The sequence below is a fragment of the Bradyrhizobium sp. BWA-3-5 genome, assembly GCF_032917985.1.
GTDB lineage: Bacteria > Pseudomonadota > Alphaproteobacteria > Rhizobiales > Xanthobacteraceae > Bradyrhizobium.
Map to the genome: position 1 here is coordinate 2,803,494 of NZ_CP136626.1, position 23,164 is coordinate 2,826,657.

General features: G+C 57.9%; 23 protein-coding genes and 2 pseudogenes. 21 read left to right on the plus strand and 4 right to left on the minus strand.

From position 1 onward, the window contains the following. The first annotated feature begins 3 nt into the window (after positions 1 to 3). The 9 genes from RX331_RS13330 to RX331_RS13370 all read left to right on the plus strand — a co-directional run bounded on the left by RX331_RS13330 (position 4) and on the right by RX331_RS13370 (position 7,305). Positions 4 to 948 carry a carbohydrate ABC transporter permease gene (locus tag RX331_RS13330; protein ID WP_317256995.1) on the plus strand — a complete coding sequence of 315 codons (945 nt, stop codon included), beginning with the start codon at positions 4 to 6 and terminating at the stop codon, positions 946 to 948. A gap of 2 nt (positions 949 to 950) precedes the next feature. Beyond that, on the plus strand, positions 951 to 2,039 hold the full coding sequence (locus RX331_RS13335; RefSeq protein WP_317256996.1) for an ABC transporter ATP-binding protein: 1,089 nt from the start codon (positions 951 to 953) through the stop codon (positions 2,037 to 2,039). After that, complete coding sequence (locus RX331_RS13340; RefSeq protein ID WP_317256997.1) at positions 2,036 to 2,485, plus strand: hypothetical protein; 450 nt, start codon at positions 2,036 to 2,038, stop codon at positions 2,483 to 2,485. The genes RX331_RS13335 and RX331_RS13340 overlap by 4 nt, the downstream gene beginning before the upstream one ends. Before the next feature lie 141 nt (positions 2,486 to 2,626). Further along, a complete protein-coding gene (locus RX331_RS13345) occupies positions 2,627 to 3,373 on the plus strand; it encodes a type 1 glutamine amidotransferase domain-containing protein (protein ID WP_317256998.1) in 747 nt (248 codons plus the stop codon). A 55-nt stretch (positions 3,374 to 3,428) separates the two neighbouring features. Next, positions 3,429 to 4,280 (plus strand): sugar phosphate isomerase/epimerase, encoded by an 852-nt coding sequence (locus RX331_RS13350; RefSeq protein ID WP_317256999.1) that lies wholly within the window; start codon positions 3,429 to 3,431, stop codon positions 4,278 to 4,280. Positions 4,281 to 4,346: 66 nt separating this feature from the next. After that, positions 4,347 to 4,724, plus strand: a complete 378-nt coding sequence (locus RX331_RS13355; RefSeq protein ID WP_317257000.1) for a hypothetical protein — start codon at positions 4,347 to 4,349, stop codon at positions 4,722 to 4,724. A gap of 5 nt (positions 4,725 to 4,729) precedes the next feature. Then, a complete protein-coding gene (locus tag RX331_RS13360) occupies positions 4,730 to 5,488 on the plus strand; it encodes a phosphoenolpyruvate-utilizing N-terminal domain-containing protein (RefSeq protein ID WP_317257001.1) in 759 nt (252 codons plus the stop codon). Positions 5,489 to 5,925: 437 nt separating this feature from the next. Further along, positions 5,926 to 6,354: a hypothetical protein gene (locus RX331_RS13365; RefSeq protein ID WP_317257002.1), complete on the plus strand. Its 429-nt coding sequence runs from the start codon at positions 5,926 to 5,928 to the stop codon at positions 6,352 to 6,354. Positions 6,355 to 6,480: 126 nt separating this feature from the next. After that, positions 6,481 to 7,305, plus strand: coding sequence for a hypothetical protein (locus tag RX331_RS13370; protein ID WP_317257003.1), 825 nt, complete (start codon positions 6,481 to 6,483; stop codon positions 7,303 to 7,305). Here the strand turns inward: RX331_RS13370 and RX331_RS13375 are convergent. Continuing rightward, the gene (locus tag RX331_RS13375) at positions 7,265 to 7,669 is read right to left on the minus strand and encodes a hypothetical protein (protein ID WP_317257004.1); all 405 of its coding nucleotides are present in this window, start codon (positions 7,667 to 7,669) and stop codon (positions 7,265 to 7,267) included. The two genes, RX331_RS13370 and RX331_RS13375, sit on opposite strands and share 41 nt — an antisense overlap. A 283-nt stretch (positions 7,670 to 7,952) precedes the next feature. Between RX331_RS13375 and RX331_RS13380 the strand changes: the two genes are divergently transcribed. The 6 genes from RX331_RS13380 (at position 7,953) to RX331_RS13405 (ending at position 12,752) form a co-directional block, all read left to right on the plus strand. Beyond that, positions 7,953 to 8,183 carry a hypothetical protein gene (locus RX331_RS13380; RefSeq protein WP_317257005.1) on the plus strand — a complete coding sequence of 77 codons (231 nt, stop codon included), beginning with the start codon at positions 7,953 to 7,955 and terminating at the stop codon, positions 8,181 to 8,183. A 185-nt stretch (positions 8,184 to 8,368) separates the two neighbouring features. Beyond that, a complete protein-coding gene (locus tag RX331_RS13385) occupies positions 8,369 to 9,538 on the plus strand; it encodes a DUF3800 domain-containing protein (RefSeq protein ID WP_317257006.1) in 1,170 nt (389 codons plus the stop codon). A 290-nt stretch (positions 9,539 to 9,828) separates the two neighbouring features. After that, entirely contained in the window at positions 9,829 to 10,011 is a 183-nt protein-coding gene (locus RX331_RS13390; RefSeq protein WP_317257007.1) for a hypothetical protein, read from the plus strand. A 653-nt stretch (positions 10,012 to 10,664) separates the two neighbouring features. Continuing rightward, the gene (locus RX331_RS13395; RefSeq protein WP_317257008.1) at positions 10,665 to 11,018 is read left to right on the plus strand and encodes a hypothetical protein; all 354 of its coding nucleotides are present in this window, start codon (positions 10,665 to 10,667) and stop codon (positions 11,016 to 11,018) included. Positions 11,019 to 11,161: 143 nt separating this feature from the next. Continuing rightward, a complete protein-coding gene (locus RX331_RS13400; protein ID WP_317257009.1) occupies positions 11,162 to 11,503 on the plus strand; it encodes a helix-turn-helix transcriptional regulator in 342 nt (113 codons plus the stop codon). Next, positions 11,493 to 12,752 carry a HipA domain-containing protein gene (locus tag RX331_RS13405; RefSeq protein ID WP_317257010.1) on the plus strand — a complete coding sequence of 420 codons (1,260 nt, stop codon included), beginning with the start codon at positions 11,493 to 11,495 and terminating at the stop codon, positions 12,750 to 12,752. The genes RX331_RS13400 and RX331_RS13405 overlap by 11 nt, the downstream gene beginning before the upstream one ends. Before the next feature lie 31 nt (positions 12,753 to 12,783). On the opposite strand, the gene RX331_RS13410 is transcribed toward RX331_RS13405, so the two are convergent. Further along, a complete protein-coding gene (locus RX331_RS13410) occupies positions 12,784 to 13,992 on the minus strand; it encodes an HNH endonuclease (protein WP_317257011.1) in 1,209 nt (402 codons plus the stop codon). A gap of 188 nt (positions 13,993 to 14,180) precedes the next feature. Between RX331_RS13410 and RX331_RS13415 the strand changes: the two genes are divergently transcribed. Next, the gene (locus tag RX331_RS13415) at positions 14,181 to 15,905 is read left to right on the plus strand and encodes a restriction endonuclease (protein WP_317257012.1); all 1,725 of its coding nucleotides are present in this window, start codon (positions 14,181 to 14,183) and stop codon (positions 15,903 to 15,905) included. A gap of 807 nt (positions 15,906 to 16,712) precedes the next feature. Here the strand turns inward: RX331_RS13415 and RX331_RS13420 are convergent. Then, positions 16,713 to 16,988 (minus strand): annotated as a pseudogene (locus RX331_RS13420) (hypothetical protein); the annotation flags it as partial. A gap of 398 nt (positions 16,989 to 17,386) precedes the next feature. Between RX331_RS13420 and RX331_RS13425 the strand changes: the two are divergent. From RX331_RS13425 to RX331_RS13440, 4 genes are read left to right on the plus strand one after another with little or no spacing between them, the layout of a single operon-like run. Next, entirely contained in the window at positions 17,387 to 17,929 is a 543-nt protein-coding gene (locus tag RX331_RS13425; RefSeq protein WP_317257013.1) for a hypothetical protein, read from the plus strand. After that, positions 17,929 to 18,276, plus strand: a complete 348-nt coding sequence (locus RX331_RS13430) for a hypothetical protein (RefSeq protein WP_317257014.1) — start codon at positions 17,929 to 17,931, stop codon at positions 18,274 to 18,276. The genes RX331_RS13425 and RX331_RS13430 overlap by 1 nt, the downstream gene beginning before the upstream one ends. After that, positions 18,273 to 19,400, plus strand: coding sequence for a hypothetical protein (locus RX331_RS13435; RefSeq protein WP_317257015.1), 1,128 nt, complete (start codon positions 18,273 to 18,275; stop codon positions 19,398 to 19,400). The genes RX331_RS13430 and RX331_RS13435 overlap by 4 nt, the downstream gene beginning before the upstream one ends. Then, the gene (locus RX331_RS13440) at positions 19,401 to 20,102 is read left to right on the plus strand and encodes a hypothetical protein (protein ID WP_317257016.1); all 702 of its coding nucleotides are present in this window, start codon (positions 19,401 to 19,403) and stop codon (positions 20,100 to 20,102) included. A 1,475-nt stretch (positions 20,103 to 21,577) separates the two neighbouring features. Here RX331_RS13440 and RX331_RS13445 read toward each other — a convergent pair. Then, positions 21,578 to 21,821, minus strand: a pseudogene (locus RX331_RS13445) (integrase core domain-containing protein); the annotation flags it as partial. Positions 21,822 to 21,888: 67 nt separating this feature from the next. On the opposite strand from RX331_RS13445, the gene RX331_RS13450 reads away from it, so the two are divergent. After that, positions 21,889 to 22,911 (plus strand): IS110 family transposase, encoded by a 1,023-nt coding sequence (locus RX331_RS13450; RefSeq protein WP_317257017.1) that lies wholly within the window; start codon positions 21,889 to 21,891, stop codon positions 22,909 to 22,911. The last annotated feature ends 253 nt before the right edge of the window (positions 22,912 to 23,164 follow it).

Sequence of the window (23,164 nt, forward strand, 5' to 3'; positions counted from 1 at the left end):
GCTATGACAGACAGCGTTTCTTTCTGGGAGCGGGTTGGCTTTCGTCGCGTCGGCGGCATCGCGGAGGCGGGCTGGGGCCGCACGCTCGTCGTGGCGGTCGTCAGCTTCATCTACTTCCTGCCAGTCCTCTTCATCATCTTCACGGCCATAAAACCGCAGGGGCTGGCGCTTTCGGTGCCGCCAACGCTTTCGCCTACCTCATTCTTTGGTCTCATTCCCGATCAGTTTGTCTTCACACCGACGTTGGACAACTTTGCCTCGGTCTTTTCCCGCGTCATGACGGCGGGTGGCCAGCCGGAGTCCACCGGGTTTGACCGATTCTTCTTCAACTCGATCGTGATCGCGTCGGCCTCCGTCCTGCTTGCCCTCGTTATCGGCACGTTGGCCGCCTATGGCTTCTCGCGCTATCCACTCAGGGGCAACGATACCTATCTCTTTATCATTCTGACGACCCGTATGCTGCCTGCAATCGTCGTCATCATTCCGGTGATCTTGATGTTCCGCGCAATGGGTCTTTCTGGATCCTATCTCGGCATCATCATGCTCTACACGGCTTTCAATCTCGCATTTACCATTTGGATGATGAAAAGCTTCTTCGACGAGTTGTCGACAGATGTCGAGGATGCAGCTCGTATCGACGGGTCGTCAGAAATCAAGGTGTTTTTCAAGATCAGCCTGCCGCAGGTTGTCGCCGGTCTTGCCGCAACATTCGTTTTCGGCCTCATCCTCACCTGGAACGAGTTCCTGTTTGCGCTGCTTCTGACGGGCCCTGACACTCGCACCGTGCCTGTAGCCATGAACCAGGCCGTGTCTTCCGGCGGGCGCGGAACGGACTGGACGCTGCTGGCTGCCATTGAAACCCTGTTTCTTGTTCCCGTCTTCCTAGCCACCTTCTTTTTGCAGGATCACCTGCTGCGTGGCGTCACGTTCGGCACGGTCAGGAAGTGATCATGTCGACTATAGAAATACGCGATCTCACCAAGAAGTTCGGCGCATTTGTTGCTGTCAAGGATGCCAGCCTTTCCGTGGCTGCAGGCGAAATTGTTTGTCTGCTCGGTCCTTCGGGCTGCGGCAAGACGACTACGCTGCGCACGATTGCCGGCCTCGAACGCGCCACGGCAGGGGACGTCGTCATTGCGGGGCAGCGCGTGAATGACCTGCCGCCGGAGAAGCGCGACATCGCGATGGTCTTCCAGTTCTATGCTCTCTATCCGGCGCTGAGCGTTGGGCAGAACATCGCAATGCCGCTTCACCGCGAAGCCATTGGGCGCACGGAAGCGGCCGCTCGCGTCAGGAAGGTGGCTGACATCTTGCATCTTCGCGATATCCTGGACCGATTGCCGGGACAGATTTCGGAGGGCGAGAAGCAACGCGCCGCTGTTGCCCGCGCCATCGTTCGGGATCCCAAATGCTTTCTGTTCGACGAACCTCTCTCGCGGCTCGACGTGGAGCTGCGCCACTCCATGCGCGGCCAGATCAAGGCCGTGCTGACAAACCTCACGAAAGCCACTGTCATCGTCACCCACGACCAGCTTGAAGCCCTGACCATGGCAGACCGCATTGCCATCATGCGCGACGGGCTGATCGAGCAGGTGGGGAGCCCGCATGAGGTCTTCGCAAAACCTGCCAACGTCTTTGTTGCGAGCTTCATCGGCACGCCGCAGATGAACCTGATCGACGCACAATTCAAGAGCTACAGCAACGGCAAGGCGAAACTGGTCTTCGACGAACATGATGTCGATCTGAGCGTCCATCCCGCGGTCGCAAACCTGAAGGCCGGAAAGGTCACCGTGGGAATTCGCCCGCGCGCTTTCACCGTTGGCTCCGAAGAAACCAGGGACACGATCGACGCCATGGCCGAACTCATTGAGCCAATGGGTGCCGAGACACTTATTCACGCGCGCACCAAGACGGGCAGCGACATCCGGGTCGTCGTGCCGCGTGACAAAAAAGTGAAGGTTGGCGAGGCGCTCCACCTCGTTCCGGATCCCGCGCAAACCCACGTGTTCGCAGACGACGGAAAGGCGGTGCGCGCATGAGAGATCGCGAGCAAGGCAACGGCGGGCTGACGCCGACGGCGGCGCGGACGCTGGAATACAGCATCATCGGGCTTGGCGTATTCGCGCTTCTGATGATTTTTCAACCGTTCAACATCTCGCTTTTCACGGTTGGCTGCGCGCTGATCGTCCTGGCTGGGCTTGTCAACAACGTCCTGCCTCTGGCGCAATCTGGTGTATCTAAGCGCTCGCTGGCAACGGTGGCCATGGTCGTCGCCATGATCTTTTGCATGGTGTTGCTCGCTTCGATCGTTGTCGCGCACCTCTACGGCGTATTCTTCCTTAAATCGCCGGATCCCAACACCGTGCTAGGCAGAGTTCAGCTCAACGCAACGCCTTGGTACATGCATGGCTTCACATGGACGATCGCGATCATCGCTGGTGCTTTGGCCGGCCTCATCACGCTGCAGAGCCGCCGCAAGGAGTGAACCTGCAGCTTCAAGGCATCCACGGATTCCATGCCTGCCGATAAACCGCCCTCAACCAACAGACCCGTGCATTTGGGTGGATCGTTTTCTGATACTTCTAGTCACTAATGTGCCAATCAACCTCGTTCAGGAGCATGAAAGATGAGCGCATCTCCGCAAGCCTCGGCCTTCAACCGCATGCAGCAGCTAATGTCCTCTTCGCCGGTCCCATCTATTTCGACTGAATTGCTGGTGACGGCCGACGGCGAATTGAACCGGGAGCTCAAGAGCTTCCTGCTTGATCCACCTACAAATCCAGGTCTGCTCAAGGGCAAGCGCATCGCCATCTGCTGCACCAATGGCGTGGAGGAAGTGGAGATTCTCGGGGCTCATCGCTGGCTCACCGAGCACGGCGCCACTGTTCATGTTGTCTCGCCCCGCATAGGTGAGTTTCATCCCACGCTCGGCCTCCGCTTCCCGCCCCAATGCGCCACCCATGTGCTTGCCATCCGCCTCATGGAAAACGCGGGTTGGTTGAAGATCGATCGCTACACGGACGAAGCCAGGGCGGAGGATTACGATGCCGTGCTCCTGCCGGGCGGATGCTGGAACCCTGATGCGCTACGCATGGACGAGCATGCGCGCGCGTTTGTGTCCGCCATGTATGAAGCGGGCAAGCCCACATGCGCCATCTGCCATGGTCAATGGGTCATGGTGAGCGCCAAGATTCTCAAAGGCAAGCGCGCCACAGCCGTGTGGAACATACAGATCGACCTCGAAAACGCCGGCGCTACGGTGCTGGACGAACCGTGCGTGGTCGACGGCAACCTGATTACGGCCCGTTTCCCTTATGACCTGCCGCGCCTGATTGACGCGATGGTGAAGCAGCTGGTGCCGGCAAGGGGCTAGGCCGCGGAACTGGCCCCGGATCGCTTCTGTGGGAAAGCTCAATGGGACGGCGCGGATGAAGTACGGATTCAATCTGCTGCTCTGGACAGGGCATGTCACCGACGAACACGTGCCTGTGCTGGAGGCGCTCAAGAGGACGGGTTATGAGAGCGTAGAGGTTCCGATCTTCGAAGGCACGATCGAGTCCTACGCAAGGCTCGGAGAGCAACTTGCCAGGATGGATCTCGACGTCACGACCGCGAGCGTGCTGGGTGCGGGGCACGATCCGCTCTCGGACGACATGATGGAGCGGCAGGCTGCCGTCGAGCGCGCCAAATGGGTCATCGACTGCACCAAGGCGCTTGGAGGATCGATCATCGCCGGCCCGATGCACTCCGAACTCGGTCGTTTCACCGGAAAGGCGCCAACGGCGGACGAGCGCAGGCGCGGGATCGAGTTTCATCGCCGCGCCGGCGATCATGCCGGAAAGCATGGTGTGCGCTTTGCCCTTGAAGCGGTGAACCGATTCGAATGCTACTTCCTCAACACGATGGATCAGTTGGCCGGCTATCTGGACGAAGTCGATCATCCCGCGATCAAAGGGATGTACGATACATTCCATGCCAATATCGAGGAGAAGGACCCGGTCGCCGCCATAAGTACAATCAAGCGGCACATGATCCATGTCCATATCTCGGAGAATGATCGCGGCACCCCGGGGAAGGGTCATGTGCCGTGGGGGCTGACCTACAAGGCGCTGAGGGCCGCAAAATATGATGGCAGGCTAACGATCGAAGCCTTCGGCCGCGCCGTTCCGGCGCTCGCCGCCGCCACCCGCGTGTGGCGCGACTTCTCTCCCAACAAGGAGGAGGTTTATGAGTTCGGGCTCAAGGGTATGCAGCAGGGCTGGGCCGAGGCCGGGTCCTGAATATCAAGATTTGCCTCATCGGCAACTGCGGCCGCTGACAACAGCCGAAACGTCGGCTTCGCAGAATTGCTCGGGTGGACCATTTTCTCAGCGATCCAGACGACACGTCAGCGCGTCCGAGATGACCAACGACGTCCTGCGGCAATCGTTGGTGAGTCCATGAAAGCGGCGGTCAATACACGGAACGAATCGCCGGACGCCCGCAGGATGCGCGGCATCTCGAAGCCCGAAGGCCGGCGAGATCTTGGTCAAGGTGCATGCCACAACGGGTGCGCGAAACGCTTTGCGCCGGAGATCGAATTCGCGCTTGCGCCGGACGGTCCCTGGGCCGATGCGAAGATGCACGTCAAGGCATCGCAGGGAGCGACGCTGCATTTCCGCGTCGCCGGCCCCGATGGCAAGGCAATGCTTGCGGCCGTGCATGACGGTTTCGGTGAGGCCTGATCGCGGTGGCAGAGACCTATCTTATCGGCCGTGCTGCCTCGCCGGGTCTCGCGATCGGGCCGGTCACCATGTTGACTGCGGCTGTGACCAGGCGGGCGGCGAGCGAAGATCCCGCGCAGGAGGCGGCGGCGCTGCGGGCGGCGATTGAAGGCGCGAGGGCGGAGATCGCCAAGCAGATCAAGACGATTCAGGCCGAGGTGGTCGACATTCTGGAATTTCATGCCGCCATGCTTGAAGATGATGCGCTGGCAGTTGCGGCATATGAGGTCATCTCGGTGGGGATCACAGCTGACCGTGCCTGGCGCTTGGCATTCGACGTGGAGATCGCTTGCTACCGCGATGCTGAAGACGAATATTTTCGTGCCCGTGCCGCCGATATCGTCGACATCCGCGACCGCGTGCTCGCGCATCTGTGCGGCGTGGACACGGTCGCCAGGGTTATCGGTGGTTCGATCGTTGCGGCTGACGACATCACGCCGTCCGCTTTTCTTGCCGCCGACTGGTCGCATGGGGGCGCCATCGCGCTGGCTGCGGGCTCACCTTCCTCGCATGTAGCGACGTTGGCGCGAGCGCGCGGGACCCCCATGGTGGTTGGGCTCGGCCCACTGTCGTGGAACGGGCAGCCGCCGGCGTTGGCGCTGGTCGATGGCGACGCAGGAAGCGTGATCTTCGATCCCGAGCCGGAGACGCGTCGTTTGTTCGAGCAGCGCATGGTGGCTGCGAACGCTGCGCTGGGTGCTGGCGCTGATCGTCCGCACCGTTGAGGTTGCCCGCAAGCGCAGCGTCGAGGTTTTCGCTGTGTGGCGACGCGGCGGCCGACACCCGCCTCACGACGGCGCTGCTTGCGACCGGCCCTGCGGACCCTCGCGGTGGCCCTTGCGTCGTCGGAATGTCTCGGCCGCATAACGGCACTTGCGGCGGACCTGGACGCACCAGTTTCCAGACGCCAACTGAGTGACGGGTCGCCACGTGTGTGCACTCCGCCTTTCGTGTGCTCTATGTGTGCACCGAGAGTTCAAAACGGGTACAAACGTGTGCAATTTTGACTAGTTTGGAATGCACACGTTGTTCTTTCATCTCGTTGAGAGAGTAGGGTAAATCATTGGAATCGCAAGACTATCTCTTTTCCGTAGCCCCCATGATGGACTGGAACGAGAGTTCAAGCGTTTCAACCGGTTAGAAGGCCGCGTGTGCACAACTTGTGCACCGGGAGATCAAGAAAAATCCCATCACGGCCAATGTGGGATTGCGAGCAGAGCAGACCGAGTGGATGGGACAGACGCAGGGGAATTATTCGGTCGTCTCCGAAGGAGAGGACGACCTTCTCTGGATCGACCGATACGCCGCCATCAGCCACGCTCAGGACATCGGAGCTTTCGTCTCGACTGTACTTATGATCCAAGCAATTAATGCGGCCGGGGCGAGGCTCGCAGCCTTGCGCCGGACGCGATCCCTGCCGGTCGAGCAGGAGGCATTGCAAGGGAGGGAGGGCAGCGCCCTTCCTGACCCCTTTCTTGCGCGACGGATCGTTACTCGCATGGGCCGAAACCGCTTCCCGCTGGCGGGACTGGCGGGTTCGGTGAGCCTTCAGGCGAATAGAGCCGGGCGCGGCCACAGCCGCGCGCGCTAGTTATGGGCGCTCCTTGCCGCTTCCAGGGTGTTCCCAACTTGTTGCAACTGTTGCGAGAGTGTCACAGACTCTTCCACCGGCGCAGGGCTAGGGTGCCTCGGGAATAGGACACCGGGGTGCATTATCGTGTCGTATTTGGCCAGGGGCGCAGCAGTCGCGATTTCATTGAGCGCAGGTAGCTGCGCGATCATGCCGGACCTGCCGCCCGACTGGGCGCTCCCGATGCAGGAAATTCTCTTGCACACGGCGTGCGAGCTTCAATTCGCGCTTCGCGACATCAGCACTTACACCGATCCCAAACTCTTCGATCCCGCCGGTTGGAACATCAAAGTCACGCTCAATCCGAAAGTGGACGCGGATATCCAACCTGGCGCCGGTCTCACTCGCAGACTGACAACCTCAAGGACCGACACGTTCAGCAATCTCGTCATCGGACCCGGCAACGGCGTCACGACTGAAATGCGCGGTAACCGGACGGGGAGCGTGGATTTCAAATTCGATTCTGCCGCTCTGATGGCCAACGACAGGCTGCCATGCAATCAGGACACGCCGTCATATCATTCATTGACCAAGCATTTGGCGATTAAGGATTGGCTCGTTCGCGCCGTCCAGGCCACGGCAGTGACTTCCTCGAAAATCGACAACCCCAGTTTTACGGCTGAGGTTGTGATCAAATTCAACGGCACCGGCAATTGGACTTACACATTCCCGCCCGGCACGAATTTGCTCAGCCTCAGCGGTTATTATCAGTTGGACGAGAATCTCAATATTACTTTTACCACCAAATCGAAGACCGTCCATGTTGTGACGTTGCCGGTGGGTGGTCCCGGCAGGTCCGACGCAAATCAGGGCCGCACCTTCGTATCCGCCGTTTCGATTCTGGAAGACCAGCAATCGTCGCTCCAGCAAATCAGGCAGCAATTTCAAAATCTGAGAACTGTCGCGCAGTAAATCGTGGAATGGTGTCATGGCTGACGCAGGCGTATTTCCTACTACTTTGTTCATTCTCTACTTCATCACGCCTCCTGCCTTCGTACCGCCAGGCGAGTCCAAGAAGGATCAGGAGATCAACTCGACCTGGACCTTGTAAGCCACCAGTCAGATATCGACTCAAGATCCGGTTATGTGCGCTACGCTCGCCAAGCTGATGATCGCCGAGTTCGATCCGGTGAACACGACGGCGATACGGACTTACTGCTTGTGCCCCCACGGCAATGGGAGCAACCTCTGCTTCAACGAGGAAGCCTTCAACGCGGATGTTAAGAGCTTTCTTGAGGGAAAAAGGAAGGGGGCGCCGCCCGGCGCTGCCGTTCAACGCATCGGTCCGGGAACGAAGGTGCCGAGTCCCTACCTGCAGCCCGGAGGGACGACCCGGTAGAGGCGCGTGAGCGGGCGCGGCTGGGAGTCCGGGAGCTAATCGCAGTTGCGCCGTTCGTATTGCCCCTGCGTGCGGCGGCTGCAGCCCGCTAAGCTGCGTCTAGTAGCTGCTCGAACTCGCTTCCTCGGTGCGTCAGCTTCAGCAAGCCGGGCTGGGCAGGGCCACGGCAGAGCTTCTGCTCGATCGTCGGCGCGCTGAGGTCTTTTGCTGCGGAGGAAACATGCCGCGAGGCCCGGCCAGATACTTCTGCGACGAACCTGATCTCTCACCGTTCCTCAAGGAGCTGAACACGGTCAGGCGGATGGCGGCGCGGGAGGGGTGGTGTTACTGGCATGTCCACGCAATTATCGTAGCAATCGACCAGTACGCGGAAGCGGCCACCGGCAAACGCGAGTACTTCCTCAATAAGCCGTACGGCATCGGCGGCGGTCCAAGCGGCGATGTGCCTTAGCGCTCCGAAGGGAAGCTTTGCCCTTTCTTGCGCGACGGATCGTCACCCGCATGGGCCGAAACCGTTTCCCGCGCTTTGCGGGATCTGGCGGGTTCGGTGAGCCTTCAGGCGAATAGAGCCGGGCGCGGCTAGGCCGCGCGCGCTAAAACTGGCTCTTACGTCCATCGACCTTATATAATTCGTGCATGTCTGAAATTCTCGAAATCGCCTGCGATGAAGCCGGTCACACTGGCTCTGACCTTCTTCAGAAGGAACAGCGCATGTTCGCCTTCAGTTCGGTCGCCGTGACCGACGCTGAGGCGTTCGACATCATCCGCAAGGCGCGGACGGACTTTCCCGTGCAGATGCCCGAGCTCAAGGCAAGCAAGCTGCTCGCCAGCGAGCGGGGACGCGGCCTGATCGCTCAGGCGCTCCAGGCGCTCGATGGGCGCTACGTCGTGAACGTCAACGACAAGCTGCTCTCGCTGTGCGGCTGGTTCTTCGAATACATCTACGAACCGGTATACCAGGATAACCTGCGTCTCCTCTACGAGAAGAACTTCCATCGCTTCGTTGCGATGTACACCTATCTCTGGATGACCGACCCGACGAGCGACGCGAAGCGCGCCATCGAGGAGTTCCAGAAATACATGCGCTCGCGCGACCCCGCCGATGCACCGTTCCTCTTCAACAATCCGCGCCCGCCGCTCTCGGAAGACGGCATCGAGCATCCGTTCGAGTCGATCCTGCGCTTTGCCTACGGCTACCGCGACATCATTACGGCTGACAACGCAAAGCTCGATATCATCCTGCCCGATCAGGGCAAGTGGACGCTCGACCTCTCGGCGTCCGGGCTTTGGAGCCACCTCAATCATTGGGGCCGTACCGGAAAGCTGCTCTCGGTGCGCTCCGATGACAGCAAGCCTCTCAAATCGATTGCCCATGTGTTCACGGGGGACGACAACGATCCCGCCATTCGGCAGGCGCGCAAGAAGCACAATCCCGAACCGCTTGGATGGAAGCTTGCCGAACCCATCGCGTTCGTGGATTCGCGCGCGCATCCTTCCATCCAGCTCGCCGACATCATCGCGGGGACAGCGGCGACGCTGCTCGGCAAGGGGCTTCCGGGTGCTGACGCCATCGTCGACTCGATCAGTCGCCACGGCCATCCGCACTCGATCCTTCCAGACATGGGTGTCATCGACCTTTCGAACCGGTCGGCCGCGGTAAATGCGCTGATCGCCTACGATCTCGCAAAGCGGGCGGAGCGCCACGGCGATCCTTACGAGAACCTCGAAGCCATGTATCACTTTGCCGAAGTGAGCTGGGCTCGCGGTGACTATGAGCTCATCAAAGGGCGACCCCGTAAGTCTTGATCGGCAGCCCGGGCATAACGACGACCTTCATCATCGCAAACGTGACGCTCTGAGCCAGGCATAATCCGGATTCCGTCACTCTGCCTCTTCCTCCAATAACTCTTTACTGCCCGCGTCTAACCGCGGCCTTCTTTTGTGTTTCGCTCTCGCACCTTCACGGCCTGATGGCCGCAAGTGCACGGCACTCCTGCACTGCGTTGCGGCACCTGCGGGTGCAGCCAGCCATCGAAGTCGCATCCCGGTCCTCACGAAGGCCGCGACGGTCGCGGCCAGGAACGATGGAGGAAACAATGAGAGTGATTTCGCAATCCGAACTGCTGCGGCTCCGCAGCACCGAGCTTTCGGCGCTGCTGCACAGGATCGTCTGCGAGCTGCCGAACCTGCCGGAAGACTCGCACGAGCTTCGCGTTGCCCACGCGAACCTGCTGAGCATCCGCAAGGCTCTAGCGAGGCCGGAATTGCGGCCTCGCTAAGCGGCTTCAGCAGTCGCCCGCGATTTCGGGCGACTTTCTCGCATGCGTACCAAACCATAAGGTTCTTGAAGCGATCCAAATCGTCCAGCATGTCGGCACGCGTGAAGCCCGATATGAACTCGCAAACATTCTTGTTGCCCATGTCGCTCGCGTCTTCGACCGCCATGTCCCAGATTTCGCCGCCGAATCTGTCGAAGATCTTCACCGTGTCCGATACGTACGTAATATATGGATACCCGCAATCGGCACCGTGGTTCGCAATGTCGCGCGCGCTCTCGCGCAGATGGCTCTGAACCAGGACCGAAAATTCTTTGCTCTGATAATCATTGAAGCACCTTCGCTTTCTGAGCCGCCGTGATTGCCGTCTCCATGCCGAAGCGAAGGCGAGGGGAGATAGCGGCTCGCGGAACATCGCCATGGCGGCGATGCGGCCCGGCTTGCCGGTAAGCCGAGGGCTTCGCCCTTGCAGCGAACGCGTCCTCTCGCATTATCGGCATAGATAGAGACGCAACACAGCGGCTAAGACGCGTCCTGATGCGATCAGTGAAGTTTCGCGCCGTACTCAGTCAATAGTTGTGCTGGCATCCCGCGCTACCAGCGCTAGGGTAAGCCATCAAAAGGAGCGTATTGGATCGGAATAAGCGGAGAAGCGGATGAAAGATGCCATGTCGCTTGATGATCTGATCGGCCGCATCATGTCCTTCTTCCCGAAGGAATATGATGAGATTCAACGCTCCGACGCGCGGAATGTTTTGGGCGCCTGCTTGGTCGCAATATCCGATGAAGAGGTGGGACTGATATTTGCGAAGGAGCATTTCAGTCAGATCAAGAGCGAGCCAATGGGCTGGATAGATGCCCTAAGGGGAGCGCTTATTGATGCCGAAGACACCCTGACTGAAGAGCAGCTCGGCCTCTTTTCTATGTTGTGGGGCGCCTTCTTGATCGCTCAGATTCACGTCGTTGAACAAGCCAAGACGGGGCGCCAAATAAGGCTCCCAGGGTCCTAAATAGCCCAAAACACTCAATTCTGCTCTTTAGAGCATCTTAACCAAATTAATATGCTCTCAAGAGCATATATATTGCTGAAGTTGTAGTTCTCGGATATGCTCTTAAGAGCATCTAATCGCTTATAAGGAGCTCTTGAGAGCATATGGTAGCCCTAAACAAACTGCAGAAGGCCCCTCCATTTCCTGTCGAGCAAGCGCTCAAGCGCCTGGGCGAGAATCTGCGTACCGCCCGTATGCGCCGGAACCTCACGATCGAAGAGGCGGCGGAGAAGATTGGGACCGGTATCCGGGCTGTCGCGGACGCTGAGAAGGGGAAGCCCTCCACGGGCATCGTCGTCTACTCGGCGCTGCTGTGGCTCTACGATCTGCTTGAACCGGTAGGATCGCTTGCTGACCCTTTGAAGGATGTAGAAGGCCTATCCCATGAAGCCTCTAAATCCCCGCAGCGTGTCCGCAAAAGCGGAGGCTTAGACAATGACTTCTAAGTCCCCAGCGGAATGCTACGTGTACATCACCCTGCCGGGTGAAACACAGTCCGTCACTGCTGGCCGTTTCGAGATCACGAAGGACCGGCTCGGCAACGCGCTGGGCCGGTTCGTCTACGGCAAATCCTATCTGGCGCGCCCCAACGCCGTTGCGATCGACCCTGTCGAACTCAAGCTGTCTGGCAGTACCTACGAGACGACGCGCCTGAACGGCGTGTTCGGCGCGCTGCGTGATGCCGGTCCCGACTATTGGGGCCGCCGCGTCATTGAAAAGCATGCGGGCGTACCCAAGCTGGGAGAGCTCGACTACTTGCTCAATTCCGCAGACGACCGTGCGGGAGCGCTGCGGTTTGGGCTCAATCAGAACCCGCCGGCACCCCGCCGCAAGTTCAATAAAACGCTTGAGCTCGCTAAGCTTCAGTCCGTCGCTGAAGCGCTTATGCGTGAGGAAGACGTACAAACCGAAGAAGCGCCGCAAGTTCAAGACCTGATGCTGCTCGGCACATCTATGGGCGGGGCCCGCCCGAAAGCTGTCGTCGAAGATAGCGAAGGCCTCTGGGTGGCTAAATTCAACCGTCCTGACGATCGCTGGAACAATACCCGCGTCGAGCACGCCATGCTGGAGCTCGCCAAAACTTGCGGCATGAGCGTTGCGACGAGCCGTGTCGAAACGATCGGCGGCAAAGACGTGATCCTCGTTAAACGCTTTGACCGCGACAAGTCGCAAGGCGGATACACGCGGGCAAGAATGATTAGCGGGCTCACGCTCCTGCGCGCGGACGAAGCCGCGGGCTCGCGCGAGCGCTGGTCCTATGTCCTTATGTCCGAAGAACTTCGCCGGGTTGTGGAAGAACCCAAAAAGGACGCACAAGAGCTGTTTCGCCGGATGACGTTCAACGCTCTGATCTCGAACATTGACGATCATCCACGCAATCACGCGCTGATCGCAAAGCAAACGGCATGGAAGCTTTCGCCGGCATACGATCTGACGCCCATGCCTCAGGCCGCGCAAGAACGCCGCGATCTCGCAATGCAAATCGGCGATCAGGGACGCTATGCGAACGCGAAGAACTTAGTCTCGCAAAGCCTCCGCTTTCTGCTTGAAACGAAAGAGGCAGAAGCAATCGTTTCAGAGATGACCGAGCGAGTCCGCTCGACCTGGTATGACGTTGTGCTCGCACAAGGCGTCACGGAGAAGGATGCCGAAACAATCAAGAGCGCATTCGTTTACGAGGGATTCTCGTATTAGGGCCTTGACCGGCATCCCGTAAGCAATTCTTTCAAGTTTCGTCAGGCGTCTCTGGGTCGGCGATTCCAAGCAACTGTTTCAACCGCGCCGGAGAAATCTTTTCCTCATGCGGCAGGTTCATTGCGTGCGCCCCCACGCGGGCAAACGCCTCCGCCATTATGTCGCCAACGTAAGACGCGTCTATCGGAGTATCGTCGCCTACGACGCCATATCGTGCGCAGACGCTGTCAACGATGCGCCCGATTTCGGTTTCGCGGGATTGATCGACATGTCGCTGTGACATCGCGATCAGGCGCTCGCGTGCGCGCGTCAGCCTATCGCTATTATCGACCGTATTCAGAAAGTCGAAGGGCACATCGACCGACAAACGCCCGCTCCAGTTGGACGGATTGAGGGGATTGGACACAAGGGTAACCTTCACGTCCTTGGGCCCATCTTTCTCGGCCAAAATGATCTGCCAGCCGACCATATTGTAGAGCGTGAAATGGCCGATAACGCGGCCATTGCCGTCGCTCTGAACATGGATCAGATTGAAAAATTCACCGAACTGGGCTGCGAGCTGCGCCGCGTACGGCAGCTCGCGCGGATCGAGAAAGACGCTGGTCTTGTAGAATGTCTCCGAGCCCGTCGTAACGAATTCGCGCGCGTCTGCGAACGCATCGGATTTGAGAGGGGCCGTACCAACTTTTGTTGCAAGCAATACCAGGCACGACTTTGCGGCTGACCTCAATTCATCCTCGCCTCCGAGCGAGATATGATGATGGATGCCGCCGGGCCGCCTCTCGGTGTTTGATGCGCCGCCGCCAAGAACCAGCTGCTTAACTTCGTCTTCTGTTATTCGAAGCCTGGCCGCCAGATGCGGCAAGTACCGAAGAAGTTCCTCTTCCGATTCGACCTGGATTTTGACGTCAACATTGCCGTCCGGAAGCTCTGTGAACACGAACGGCGGCGCCTTCAGCTTTGGCCGCCCGTCGTTTCCAATGTTGATTTTCTCAGACCCCGCCATGATGTTCCTGAGGCCGGGCGGAGCGTCACCCGATCCGGACCTGAGCTGAAGTAGATTGCGGATAACCTCAACTTGAGAGGTGAGGGCCTTGTCGATGGAGCCGCCAAAGTAGTTATTGCAATCAGAGCAGTCCGCCTCGCGCGTTTTCATTCTGCCGCCGAGAGCGTCGGCCAGGATGTGTTCTGGCTTGGTCGTCGCGTCTAGCTCGTTGTCGCAAAAAATACACTGGGGCATTTGAGCACTGTTCGTTCGTTGCGGCAGTCTATCTGCTTTCGAAAGCTGGGGCGATAGCGTAGCCGCCTCCGCCCATGCCGCAGCGGCCGCCCTTCACAATAACTCGTGGTCAAATAGGTGTAGCACAACGCCCTCAAGTTGCTAGCAGCCCCTAGTGCAAGTATTGTTGCGCATTGAAGGGGGCAACTATGCTGGATTTCAAGGAACTGCCGCAGGACGGGGAAGCGTTCGAACAGTTGGTTCGAGAGCTCTTGTTTAGTTATGGAATGGCCGTGGAGTGGAGCGGTCGGGGTCCCGACGGTGGGCGCGATCTTATCTGCCGTGAAGCGCTCAAAAGCCTTATTGCTCCTACAAGCCGAACGTGGCTTGTTCAGTGCAAACATTTCGCGCATGCAAACCGAAGTGTTGGGGTGGACGATCTCGATAACGTCGTCGACTCGTGCTCGCATCACAATGCGACAGGATATTTGCTCGCATGTTCAACGCAACCTTCGTCTTCTGTCGTCAACCGGCTTGAGGGCATCACTGCGAATCCCGCGAATTTAGTCATGGCAACGTTTTGGGACGGCGTAACGATTGAGCGGCTTTTGTCGCAGCCTCGCCATTGGGCAATCGCACAGCGCTTCTTTCCAGTTTCGGCGGGCCATTGGCGAATATACGCCACCGAACGCCCCAATAACTTCGTTGCCCATTATAAAGGTTATGTTTTCAACCTTACGAACCGCATCGGGTCTTCGACGGGCCATCTGCTTGCCAGCGTAGAGGCTCGTAGCGTCGAGCTAGAGGATATTTCCTCGAAGCTTCCGAAGGAGCATTTCTTACGTCCCAGGGCTGTCTGGTACGACGACAAGAATGGCGGATTCAAATGGTATATCGACTACATGTATCCAAACAAGTCACGCCCAACGGTCAGCGAAGCTCAGCTAGCCCATGCGCTCCACGACGGCTGGGCCTTGGAAGATGGTCAGATATATCATTGGGACATCGAATTCGTTCAGTATTGGCCCTATAGCGATCACTATGACCGTGATCATTACGACTACTATGTCCGATACATGCCCAATTTTCTGGATGGAGTGCGTCGCGACGAAAGCGATTGGGACCGAAAATGGGCGACCGAGGAGGAGATCGCTGAACTAGAGAAGAAGGCCACTTCTGAGAAAGACTCGGCTTTCAATGCAATGGTGAAAGCATTTGAGAAGCTGCCGTTCTTACGCATCATTCGCTCGGTTAATGCCGGCATTGAAAGTGTTCCTAAGTTCGAACGCCGTTACGCTTGGTCCGACATCATTAAAACCATTGGCGCAGACGTTACTCATCTGTTCGATGCTCTTCTGATCATCGAAGTAGAAGATGAAAGTCAGTTTCACTCGCTGCTGTCGGTGTTGCCGAATACGGTTGTGCATCATTTCCGTGTGAGCAGGGTGTACGTCTATTCCGGCAAGAAAGATGAGGGGCTGGCTGATAAGGACGATGCCACAATGTTTGACTTGAAGCTTTCGGTCCACCCGATAGCCATCGTCGACCAGTTGCAACGCGGCAAGAATTCGACAAGTATTTCGATGAGATTCGAGCGACGATTGAGAAATTCTCAAGCGGGCTGCAGCAGACGCCCAGTTCGACAGCCCCTTAGGCATCGCCGGATTAGAGGCGGTACAGATGGCTGTTGCTACTGCTATTGCGCCAAGCAGTCATCGGAACGAGTTCGGGTTTGCAAGATGGTACTCGATGATGTGCAATGCCGAGATATGACGAAGGTGAGTGCGTTCATGCCCGCAATCGCATTGATCTGGATGAGTCTCGCGGGTCCACAAACCATCGTTGCCAATCCTATAGAACCAGCCGCGATTTATACCAGCGCGAGTCAAACTCAAACCAGGATGCTCGACTACAAGCTCAGATACCTCAATTAGCGTGGGATCGTGAGCGATTGCAGCAACCCCTTTCTGATAAAGTGTTCGTCCGCGCATGGTCGGATGCTGAATTAACTCGTCGATTTCAAATGCCACGCTTCGATGATCTGTGAGTAGTTTTACAATCTCTGGAAAGCGCAGCGGTGCCTGATCGGCGCTACCAAATATCGCCGTCTCCGGCACAGTAACCGTTACTCCGCTGTATGGGATGCCTTCGATGCTGCCGCGTTCCGCAACTTTTGCGCCCTGAAAGAACGCAGTACCTGCTGCCGAGATCTTGACGAAGCTCTCATGGTATTCGGGAAGCTCGAGCGCGCGCCGAAAGAACAGCAGGCCGATGTCGTGGCCTTGGTTTTCGATCTTCCTCCAAGGCAGGCTGAGCAACGCTCGTAGGAGAGGATCGTCCTTGCGTGAGGGAAATAGGTCCTCTGTCGTCACTAATCCTTCCCGTGCCGCGTAATCGCGCAAAGTCGCTTTGCTTGCAGTAATATGCGCTACAAAGCATTCGGCTGGCAGGTTTGTGTTGCTAAGCGGTCCGACTAGCCACGCGCTCTGTGCCTCGGTCCTTGGGTGGGCTCCCTCGATCTTAAGAGCAGCGAGGTCAACGGCCCCGACGAGCCTTTCCGAGAGCGCTTTGTCGAGGACGTAAAGGTGGCCCTGACCCTCCGTGAACTCGTAGCGCGCCATCAGCTTCTTAAGCATGACTGCACGCTCTTCGAAATCTTCACATAGTTCGAACATCGTAGTGTCCGAGTATTTGTGGCTCGCGAACCAGGCCCCAACGGCGGCACTGGTCGAGCAATCCACGAAAAACGAGCGCCAGCCATAATGCTGGAGCAGCGCTTGCCAGAACGGAAGCGTATCGGCTTTTTCGCCGATATACGCCTCCAGCACTCCCCGCGCGTAGCGTATCCATTTCACCGTCTCGCTGGGGATGCAGCCCTGACGGTCGAAGGACGTTACAACAGAAGGCATGCCGTTCTTTTCGTAGTGCGATGTCTGTCCTCGAAACAGAAATTCGCCCTGAAATCCTGCAAGAATGTTTCTCAGTTCATCGGTGCTGGCGGCGCTTATTCGTTTCATGATGTTATCCTGACGCGCTCGCGAGCGTTAGCGGGGCGCTTTCGCCTCGTCCCGTTCCGCGGTGTCCGCAGCTGTCGCCTCGCGCTTTGCGACACAGGCAAGTCGTATTCTATCACCGGCGGATATCGTTTCCGCTTCTCTTGCGCACTCCGACGGGCTGCTTGACACTGTCAGAACCCCATTAGAACGCCGAATTGATTCGGCTGGTAACGCCCAGAGTTCCGCACGCGTGCGGGAGGTGCGGAGGGGGCCTCCTTGAGCGGTGTGGATCAATATTATCAGTTGCTTAGCGGGGGTGGCGATCGAGCTTGATTTTGGCCTCCAGATCTCATATATTTCACTAATAAGGAGTGAGATAGATGAGATACCCCTGTATCGACATGTTGGAGCTGGCCGGATTGGACGTACTGTCCAGCGCCTCGGACGGCAGGGCAGGTTTTAAGGCCATGCTTGAAAAGACGCAGACAGAGCCGTCAAACCCGACGCCCCTCATCATCGACTTTGCTGGCATCACGGTCGCGACCGCCAGCTACCTGCGCGAAGCAGTCTTCACTCTCAAAACCTTCCTGCGCACCTCGAACTCAAAATACTACCCGGTCGTCGCGAACGCGAAACCGACGGTGCTGGAGGAGCTCGCTGTAATCGCGGACGCGAGAAATGAGAACGTGCTGGTTGCTGATATCTCTGCCTCCGGAGAAGTGAAAAATCAGCGAATCGTCGGTCAGCTCGACCCGAAGCAAGCGTCGACGCTTGAGCGCGTCACCAGCCTTGGCCGCACAACTGCCGGCGATCTGAAGCGCATGTTCGGCGAAACTGACGGCGTAAGCGCGCCGACCGCCTGGAATAACCGCCTCGCATCGCTCGCCGCAGCGGGCCTGATCTTGGAGTTCACACAGGGTCGCGCGAAATTTTATCAACCTTTGTTCACGGAGGCCAATTAATGGGAGCCGAAGAACTTAAAAAGCGCCGCCGCTCGCACGACAAGTATATCGACCGCCAGCGCGTTGCTCTTGCGACACTCGACCTGTTTACCCGTATGCCGGAAGACCAGCCGCGCTCGTTCATCGCTGTGATGGAAAAGGGCATCACTCCAGCCGTTGGCAGTGACCACATCCTGCAGGCCAACAAAGGCAAGCTGATGGGATGTGTCGGAAATTCGGTGCATTTTTCTGCCACGGGCGCGCCGCCGGACATTCTGAATGCCATCAACTTTGGCGCCGGCATTGCCGTCGGGGAGATCATTCGCATCAATCCGATTTCGAACACGGTCGAGGTGAAGATTAAATGATTTCCGCTCATTTCGAAGCACGTAGCGATGAGACCGTCATCGATTCATTGACTCACGACCCGAAAGCGTTTCCCGTCGCGCTCGGCTGTCACGGCTGCCATCACCTCGCAGTCTGCGGCGGATTGTGTGTGAAGGCGCCACTATTCGACTGCCTCGACCTCTGTTGCAATGATCCGGATAATTGCACTCGGGTTTGCCGAAAGGCGCCAAGCGCCCGCTTTGCTGATCAGCTACGCGAGATCAATAATTTCGACTTCGGTGATGTGCCGCGCGCGCCGATCGTCAAACATCAGATTCGCGATGATATCGTTCCGCTAGTATATCACGGAAGCAGTCGCGTTGGGCAGCTCACGGGCTCCGCCTTCGCCTTACGTCTGCCCGACGTCGTCAATTTCCGCGAAAGGGCGCTGAAATTCAGCAGTCGCGCTTCGCTCTGCGCCGCATACCGCATTCCTGTGGATGCCCAGCTAATCCTCAGCGGCGTGCATCAGGATCATCGCATCGAGCCTTGGTGGACTCTCGGCGCGGACCGTACCAGCATTATCGATGGCATGCGGCGCATTGGCATCGACATGGTCACGACGCCGAACTTCAGTGTGGTGCTGGATCAACCGCGTACCGACGACATGCACGCGCTGAAACGCATCCTGATCGCATTCGAAGAATTTGCCAAAGGCGGCATCCCTTGCGCACTGCATGCACATGGCCGGACCGAGCGCGATTTCGAGCGTTGGGCGGTTGAGATCTCGACCCGCACCGAGGTCGAGACCTTGTCGTACGAGTTCACGACCGGCCCTGGGCGACGCGCCCGCCGCAACTGGCACCTGGATCAGCTCGCCGGCCTTGCGGCTGCAGCGGGTCGTGATCTTGACATCGTTGTGCGGGGCGATCCCGAAGTGATCGAGTTCCTGCGCGGACACTTCCGCAAGGTGATCTATTTAGAAACGAGTGCCTTCATGAAAACGCTGAAACGCCAGCGCGCTGAGCGTGACGGCAACAATGCACTGCGTTGGGTTCCCAGCCCAACTAAGCCCGGCGATGCACTGGACGGCTTGTTCCTTCACAATCTCCGCGAACGGATGGCGCTGCTGCGCGCGCTTTACTTCGCGGGAGAGGCGGGGTGAGTGCGAGCGATCCACGAACTATCATTTGATCTGGCTAACGATATCGCCCTTGCGCTTGCTGGTAGGGTGGATTTCGGCGCGGATTTGCAGATCAATGCTTGCGATTTTGGTCCGCTGGCCGAACTTTATCATACGCGAATTTCGCTCCAGCAGCCCTGGCTCAACGTCGGAAGGCATGGTGAGCTTTTACGGGCCATGTCCGCGGGTAAGAAATGGTTCTCTGCTTCGGGAATGCAGGGCTTCGTCACGATGTTGGAAATTCTCGGGCAGTATAGCGACTGGACCGACTTCGCGATGCGAGGAAAGAAGGCCGCAGTCCTGGCGGGGTTTGCCCCCGATATGGCGGGTCAATTGTTCGGGGCGATTGGGGAGCTACGCGGAAACATTGAGGAGCATAGTGAGAATGCCGGCACCGGCTATATCGTGTATGATGCCACGCCCGGACACTTTGAATTTGTCGTCGCTGACTCCGGCATTGGCGTCCTGAAGAGCCTGCGCACTCACCCGCATTATACTTACGTTACGGACGCAGGCTCGGCGCTAAACCTCGCCCTGACTGAAGGCGTTTCCCGACATTTTGATGATAAAGACCGTGGCAAGGGCTTTAGGCCGATTTTTATCGGACTCGCGAACAAGAGTGAGCATTTGCGTTTTTGTTCTGGCGACCATGCCCGGGAGTTCAAGCGTCGGCCCAGCGGGTGATGGCAGAAACGCGGCAGAAGGCCGCGTTGCCCGGGTTCTTTTGTTCAGTCAGGTGCGCTTCCTAGGGCGCAGCTGGCGGAGTCCAGCCGTCCCTGGCAAAAATCGGCCACAAGTTGTCAAAGGATTGGATTCTGTGGTGCCGTCGCATCTCATTATAGAAGTCGTCCCGTGCCCGAGGCGCCGCGAAGTCCTGCTGACGAAGAGAGGCTATCGTGTTAGTCAACAAGCGTGGCGTTTCAGCAGCATCCCAGTTTTGTCCGTTATCGCCCACTGCATGCAATAGTTCACCCGAACTGGTCGTATCCAACATCGATGCAGAGACGAACGGCTGAACAAAATCGTTGAAGTTGGCCTCTAAATGTCTGAAGCCTCCTGAGTCGGCGTAGACCTCAATGACGGTCTCCAAAGCTGTCTGATCACAACTCTGCAATGCTTCCCGAATTTTGTCCTCAGTAGCGCGGTAATGATTCCTTCGATCACGTTGGTGAATGGCGCCGGCACGGAGACACTGAAAGTTGTCGAGCGTTGACTAGCTTGACGAGCGGTGGGTCATCTCAGCGTTCAATGTCCTCGGCTGATGACCAAGTATTAAAGGCTCCGTTAGACGACTACGTCACATTTGTTCGCGACCACATCGCCGCGGTATTGAGATTCATTGATCGAGATCAGCAGGTGTCCATTGAAAAGTCAGTTCGCGCCTTAGTAGGAGAGGCCAGTTGGGCAGAGGGAAGGCGGACCGGAAAATGGAATTTTCGACTCACTCACAACGACTTTGATCGATTCTGTAACGTGAGAATGCGTGGCATTTTTGCATTTTCCGAGTGGAAGGCGCGTAACGGAATAGTGGCGGTAAGGGTGAGTTCACCGACCGTTGGGATTGTTCGAGATAAGTTAGGCTTGGAACGGCGGTTGGAGCAAGCTCACCTACAATCATGTAATATCGGAAACGTCAGCTTCCGAGAGAGTAACCGAACACCAGACGCTGGGGGAGCCCAAGTGCTGTACAATGCATCGCCGATAGTAGATTGGACGATTGAGATTACCACGCTCGTCTCGCGTGGAACATCGATTGATGATGTCGAAGATCTTCTAATTCAGTTTCAATTTGTAGCGCAGGCCGTCGCCTAGAAGCGGCTCGCGATCCGGATCTACGCCCCACGTGGGCTGATTGGCTTGTATCTCTCTGGGTCTAACTAGCTCAAGTTGGCCCATGATGGATTGGAGCGAGAGTTCAAGTTTTCAATCGGTTAGAAGGCAGCGTGTGCACGATGTGTGCACCCGGAGATCAAGAAAAATCTCATGGCAGCCAATGTGAGCCGGCTCTCAGAAGTGGGGGCACGGCACGTGAATTTGGGAGACATGCATCAAAGCAGTGACCTGCCTCTGAATTTTCATCCATTGGCGGTTAGAGTCTCCGGGTTTGTTGCAGCGAGACCGAAGTTTGGACCACCGAGAACTAGAGTTTTGCGCGTCTGTCACGTTGGCGGGCTGGGTGCGCCGACGTGGTTTTGCAGCAAAATCGGCGGTCGATTGCCGATCGCCCGTTGCGGTGAATGTGGCAGCGTAGGCCGCCGGGGTGAGGTATTTCAGCGAAGAGTGCGGACGGTCGCTGTTGTAGTAGGCAACCCACACCGCAATCTTCGTCCTGGCGTCGTCAAGATCGAAGAACAGGGTCTCGTTGAGCAGTTCATCGCGCATGCGACCGTTGATGGGGAAGACGGCCCCGCTCCCTCGGCGCGGCGATATACTGGCGATGGACGAACCCGCTAACAGGAGCAATTCACCAATGGAAGTCGCGACAATTGGGTTGGACATTTCGAAGCACGTCTTTCACATCCATGCAGTTGATGGCCAAGGCCAAGTGGCCGGTCGCCAACGCCTCCGGCGAGGCGAGATCGTGTCGTTCTTCTCCTCGCTCGCACCTTGCCTAGTCGGCATTGAGGCCTGCGCGACTGCTCACCACTGGGCCCGGGAGATTCGGCAGTTGGGACATGATGTGAGATTGATCCCGCCAGCCTATGTTAAACCCTACGTACGAAGAGGAGCCAAGAATGACGCCGCTGACGCGGCCGCGATCTGCGAAGCGGTCACCCGTCCCAATATGCGGTTCGTTCCAATCAAAAGCGTCGAGAACCAGGGCTTCTTGATGCTTCATCGTGCAAGAGGCTTGTTGGTCCGCCAACGAACCATGACAGCCTGCGCCATTCGGGCTCACTTTGCTGAGTTCGGAATCATTGTCGGGCAAGGCCGGCAACGGGTGGATGGTCTGGTGGACTTGTTGGATGACGAGGAACTGACGCTACCGGCCCACGCCCGCATCGCACTAGCCGTCCTTGTGAACCAACTGAAGGAGTTGGACCAGCAGGTCGAGACCATCGAGCGCGAGCTGGCTCAGATCCAGCGAGTAAATCCGATGGCGAAGTTGCTGTCCTCGATTCCCGGGATCGGTCCCATAACGGCCACGGCTCTCGCCGCGACCGTGCCGGACGCGACAATGTTCCGCTCCGGGCGGGAGTTCGCGGCCTGGCTTGGCCTGACGCCTAAGCAGAATTCCACCGGCGGGAAGGATCGGCTCGGCCGGATTACGAAACAGGGTGATTCCTATCTCAGGCACTTGCTTGTCATCGGAGCACGTAACGTCGTTCGCTACCCAAAGGCACGCTCGCGGGTTGGAGGCGGCTGGATCGAAGCCCTGCTTGAACGGCGTCGGCCCATGGTCGTCGCCATCGCTGTTGCCAACAAGTTGGCCCGGATCGTCTGGGCGATGATGACGACCGGGGAATTCTATCGGCCTAATCTCGCGGCCTGACCTTCCGCGTATGTTGGCCACCTAATGGTGTGAGGGCAAATGACAGCATGATGGACACCGGCGGAGCTGGGGATCGAGCAAGCCCGAAGAGCTTTAAGCGCAACAAGCGCGACCCGTTGATGAGGCCTCGATCCGCGATCTCCATCAGGGCCAGCGACCATAGTATCGGTCGCACTAACAGGCCGTATACATGAACGCACCCGACCGGTTTCTATAGTGCTGCTGAAATCCCTTGCATCCGCGGGGCCGTCTA

What these genes read in the sequence shown, in the direction of transcription:
- RX331_RS13330 (WP_317256995.1), top strand. Translation starts at nt 4, where the DNA reads ATGACAGACAGCGTTTCTTTCTGGGAGCGGGTTGGCTTTCGTCGCGTC.
- RX331_RS13335 (WP_317256996.1), top strand. Translation starts at nt 951, where the DNA reads ATGTCGACTATAGAAATACGCGATCTCACCAAGAAGTTCGGCGCATTT.
- RX331_RS13340 (WP_317256997.1), top strand. Translation starts at nt 2,036, where the DNA reads ATGAGAGATCGCGAGCAAGGCAACGGCGGGCTGACGCCGACGGCGGCG.
- RX331_RS13345 (WP_317256998.1), top strand. Translation starts at nt 2,627, where the DNA reads ATGAGCGCATCTCCGCAAGCCTCGGCCTTCAACCGCATGCAGCAGCTA.
- RX331_RS13350 (WP_317256999.1), top strand. Translation starts at nt 3,429, where the DNA reads ATGAAGTACGGATTCAATCTGCTGCTCTGGACAGGGCATGTCACCGAC.
- RX331_RS13380 (WP_317257005.1), top strand. Translation starts at nt 7,953, where the DNA reads ATGCCGCGAGGCCCGGCCAGATACTTCTGCGACGAACCTGATCTCTCA.
- RX331_RS13385 (WP_317257006.1), top strand. Translation starts at nt 8,369, where the DNA reads ATGTCTGAAATTCTCGAAATCGCCTGCGATGAAGCCGGTCACACTGGC.
- RX331_RS13390 (WP_317257007.1), top strand. Translation starts at nt 9,829, where the DNA reads ATGAGAGTGATTTCGCAATCCGAACTGCTGCGGCTCCGCAGCACCGAG.
- RX331_RS13395 (WP_317257008.1), top strand. Translation starts at nt 10,665, where the DNA reads ATGAAAGATGCCATGTCGCTTGATGATCTGATCGGCCGCATCATGTCC.
- RX331_RS13400 (WP_317257009.1), top strand. Translation starts at nt 11,162, where the DNA reads ATGGTAGCCCTAAACAAACTGCAGAAGGCCCCTCCATTTCCTGTCGAG.
- RX331_RS13405 (WP_317257010.1), top strand. Translation starts at nt 11,493, where the DNA reads ATGACTTCTAAGTCCCCAGCGGAATGCTACGTGTACATCACCCTGCCG.
- RX331_RS13410 (WP_317257011.1), bottom strand. Translation starts at nt 13,992, where the DNA reads ATGCCCCAGTGTATTTTTTGCGACAACGAGCTAGACGCGACGACCAAG.
- RX331_RS13415 (WP_317257012.1), top strand. Translation starts at nt 14,181, where the DNA reads ATGCTGGATTTCAAGGAACTGCCGCAGGACGGGGAAGCGTTCGAACAG.
- RX331_RS13430 (WP_317257014.1), top strand. Translation starts at nt 17,929, where the DNA reads ATGGGAGCCGAAGAACTTAAAAAGCGCCGCCGCTCGCACGACAAGTAT.
- RX331_RS13435 (WP_317257015.1), top strand. Translation starts at nt 18,273, where the DNA reads ATGATTTCCGCTCATTTCGAAGCACGTAGCGATGAGACCGTCATCGAT.
- RX331_RS13450 (WP_317257017.1), top strand. Translation starts at nt 21,889, where the DNA reads ATGGAAGTCGCGACAATTGGGTTGGACATTTCGAAGCACGTCTTTCAC.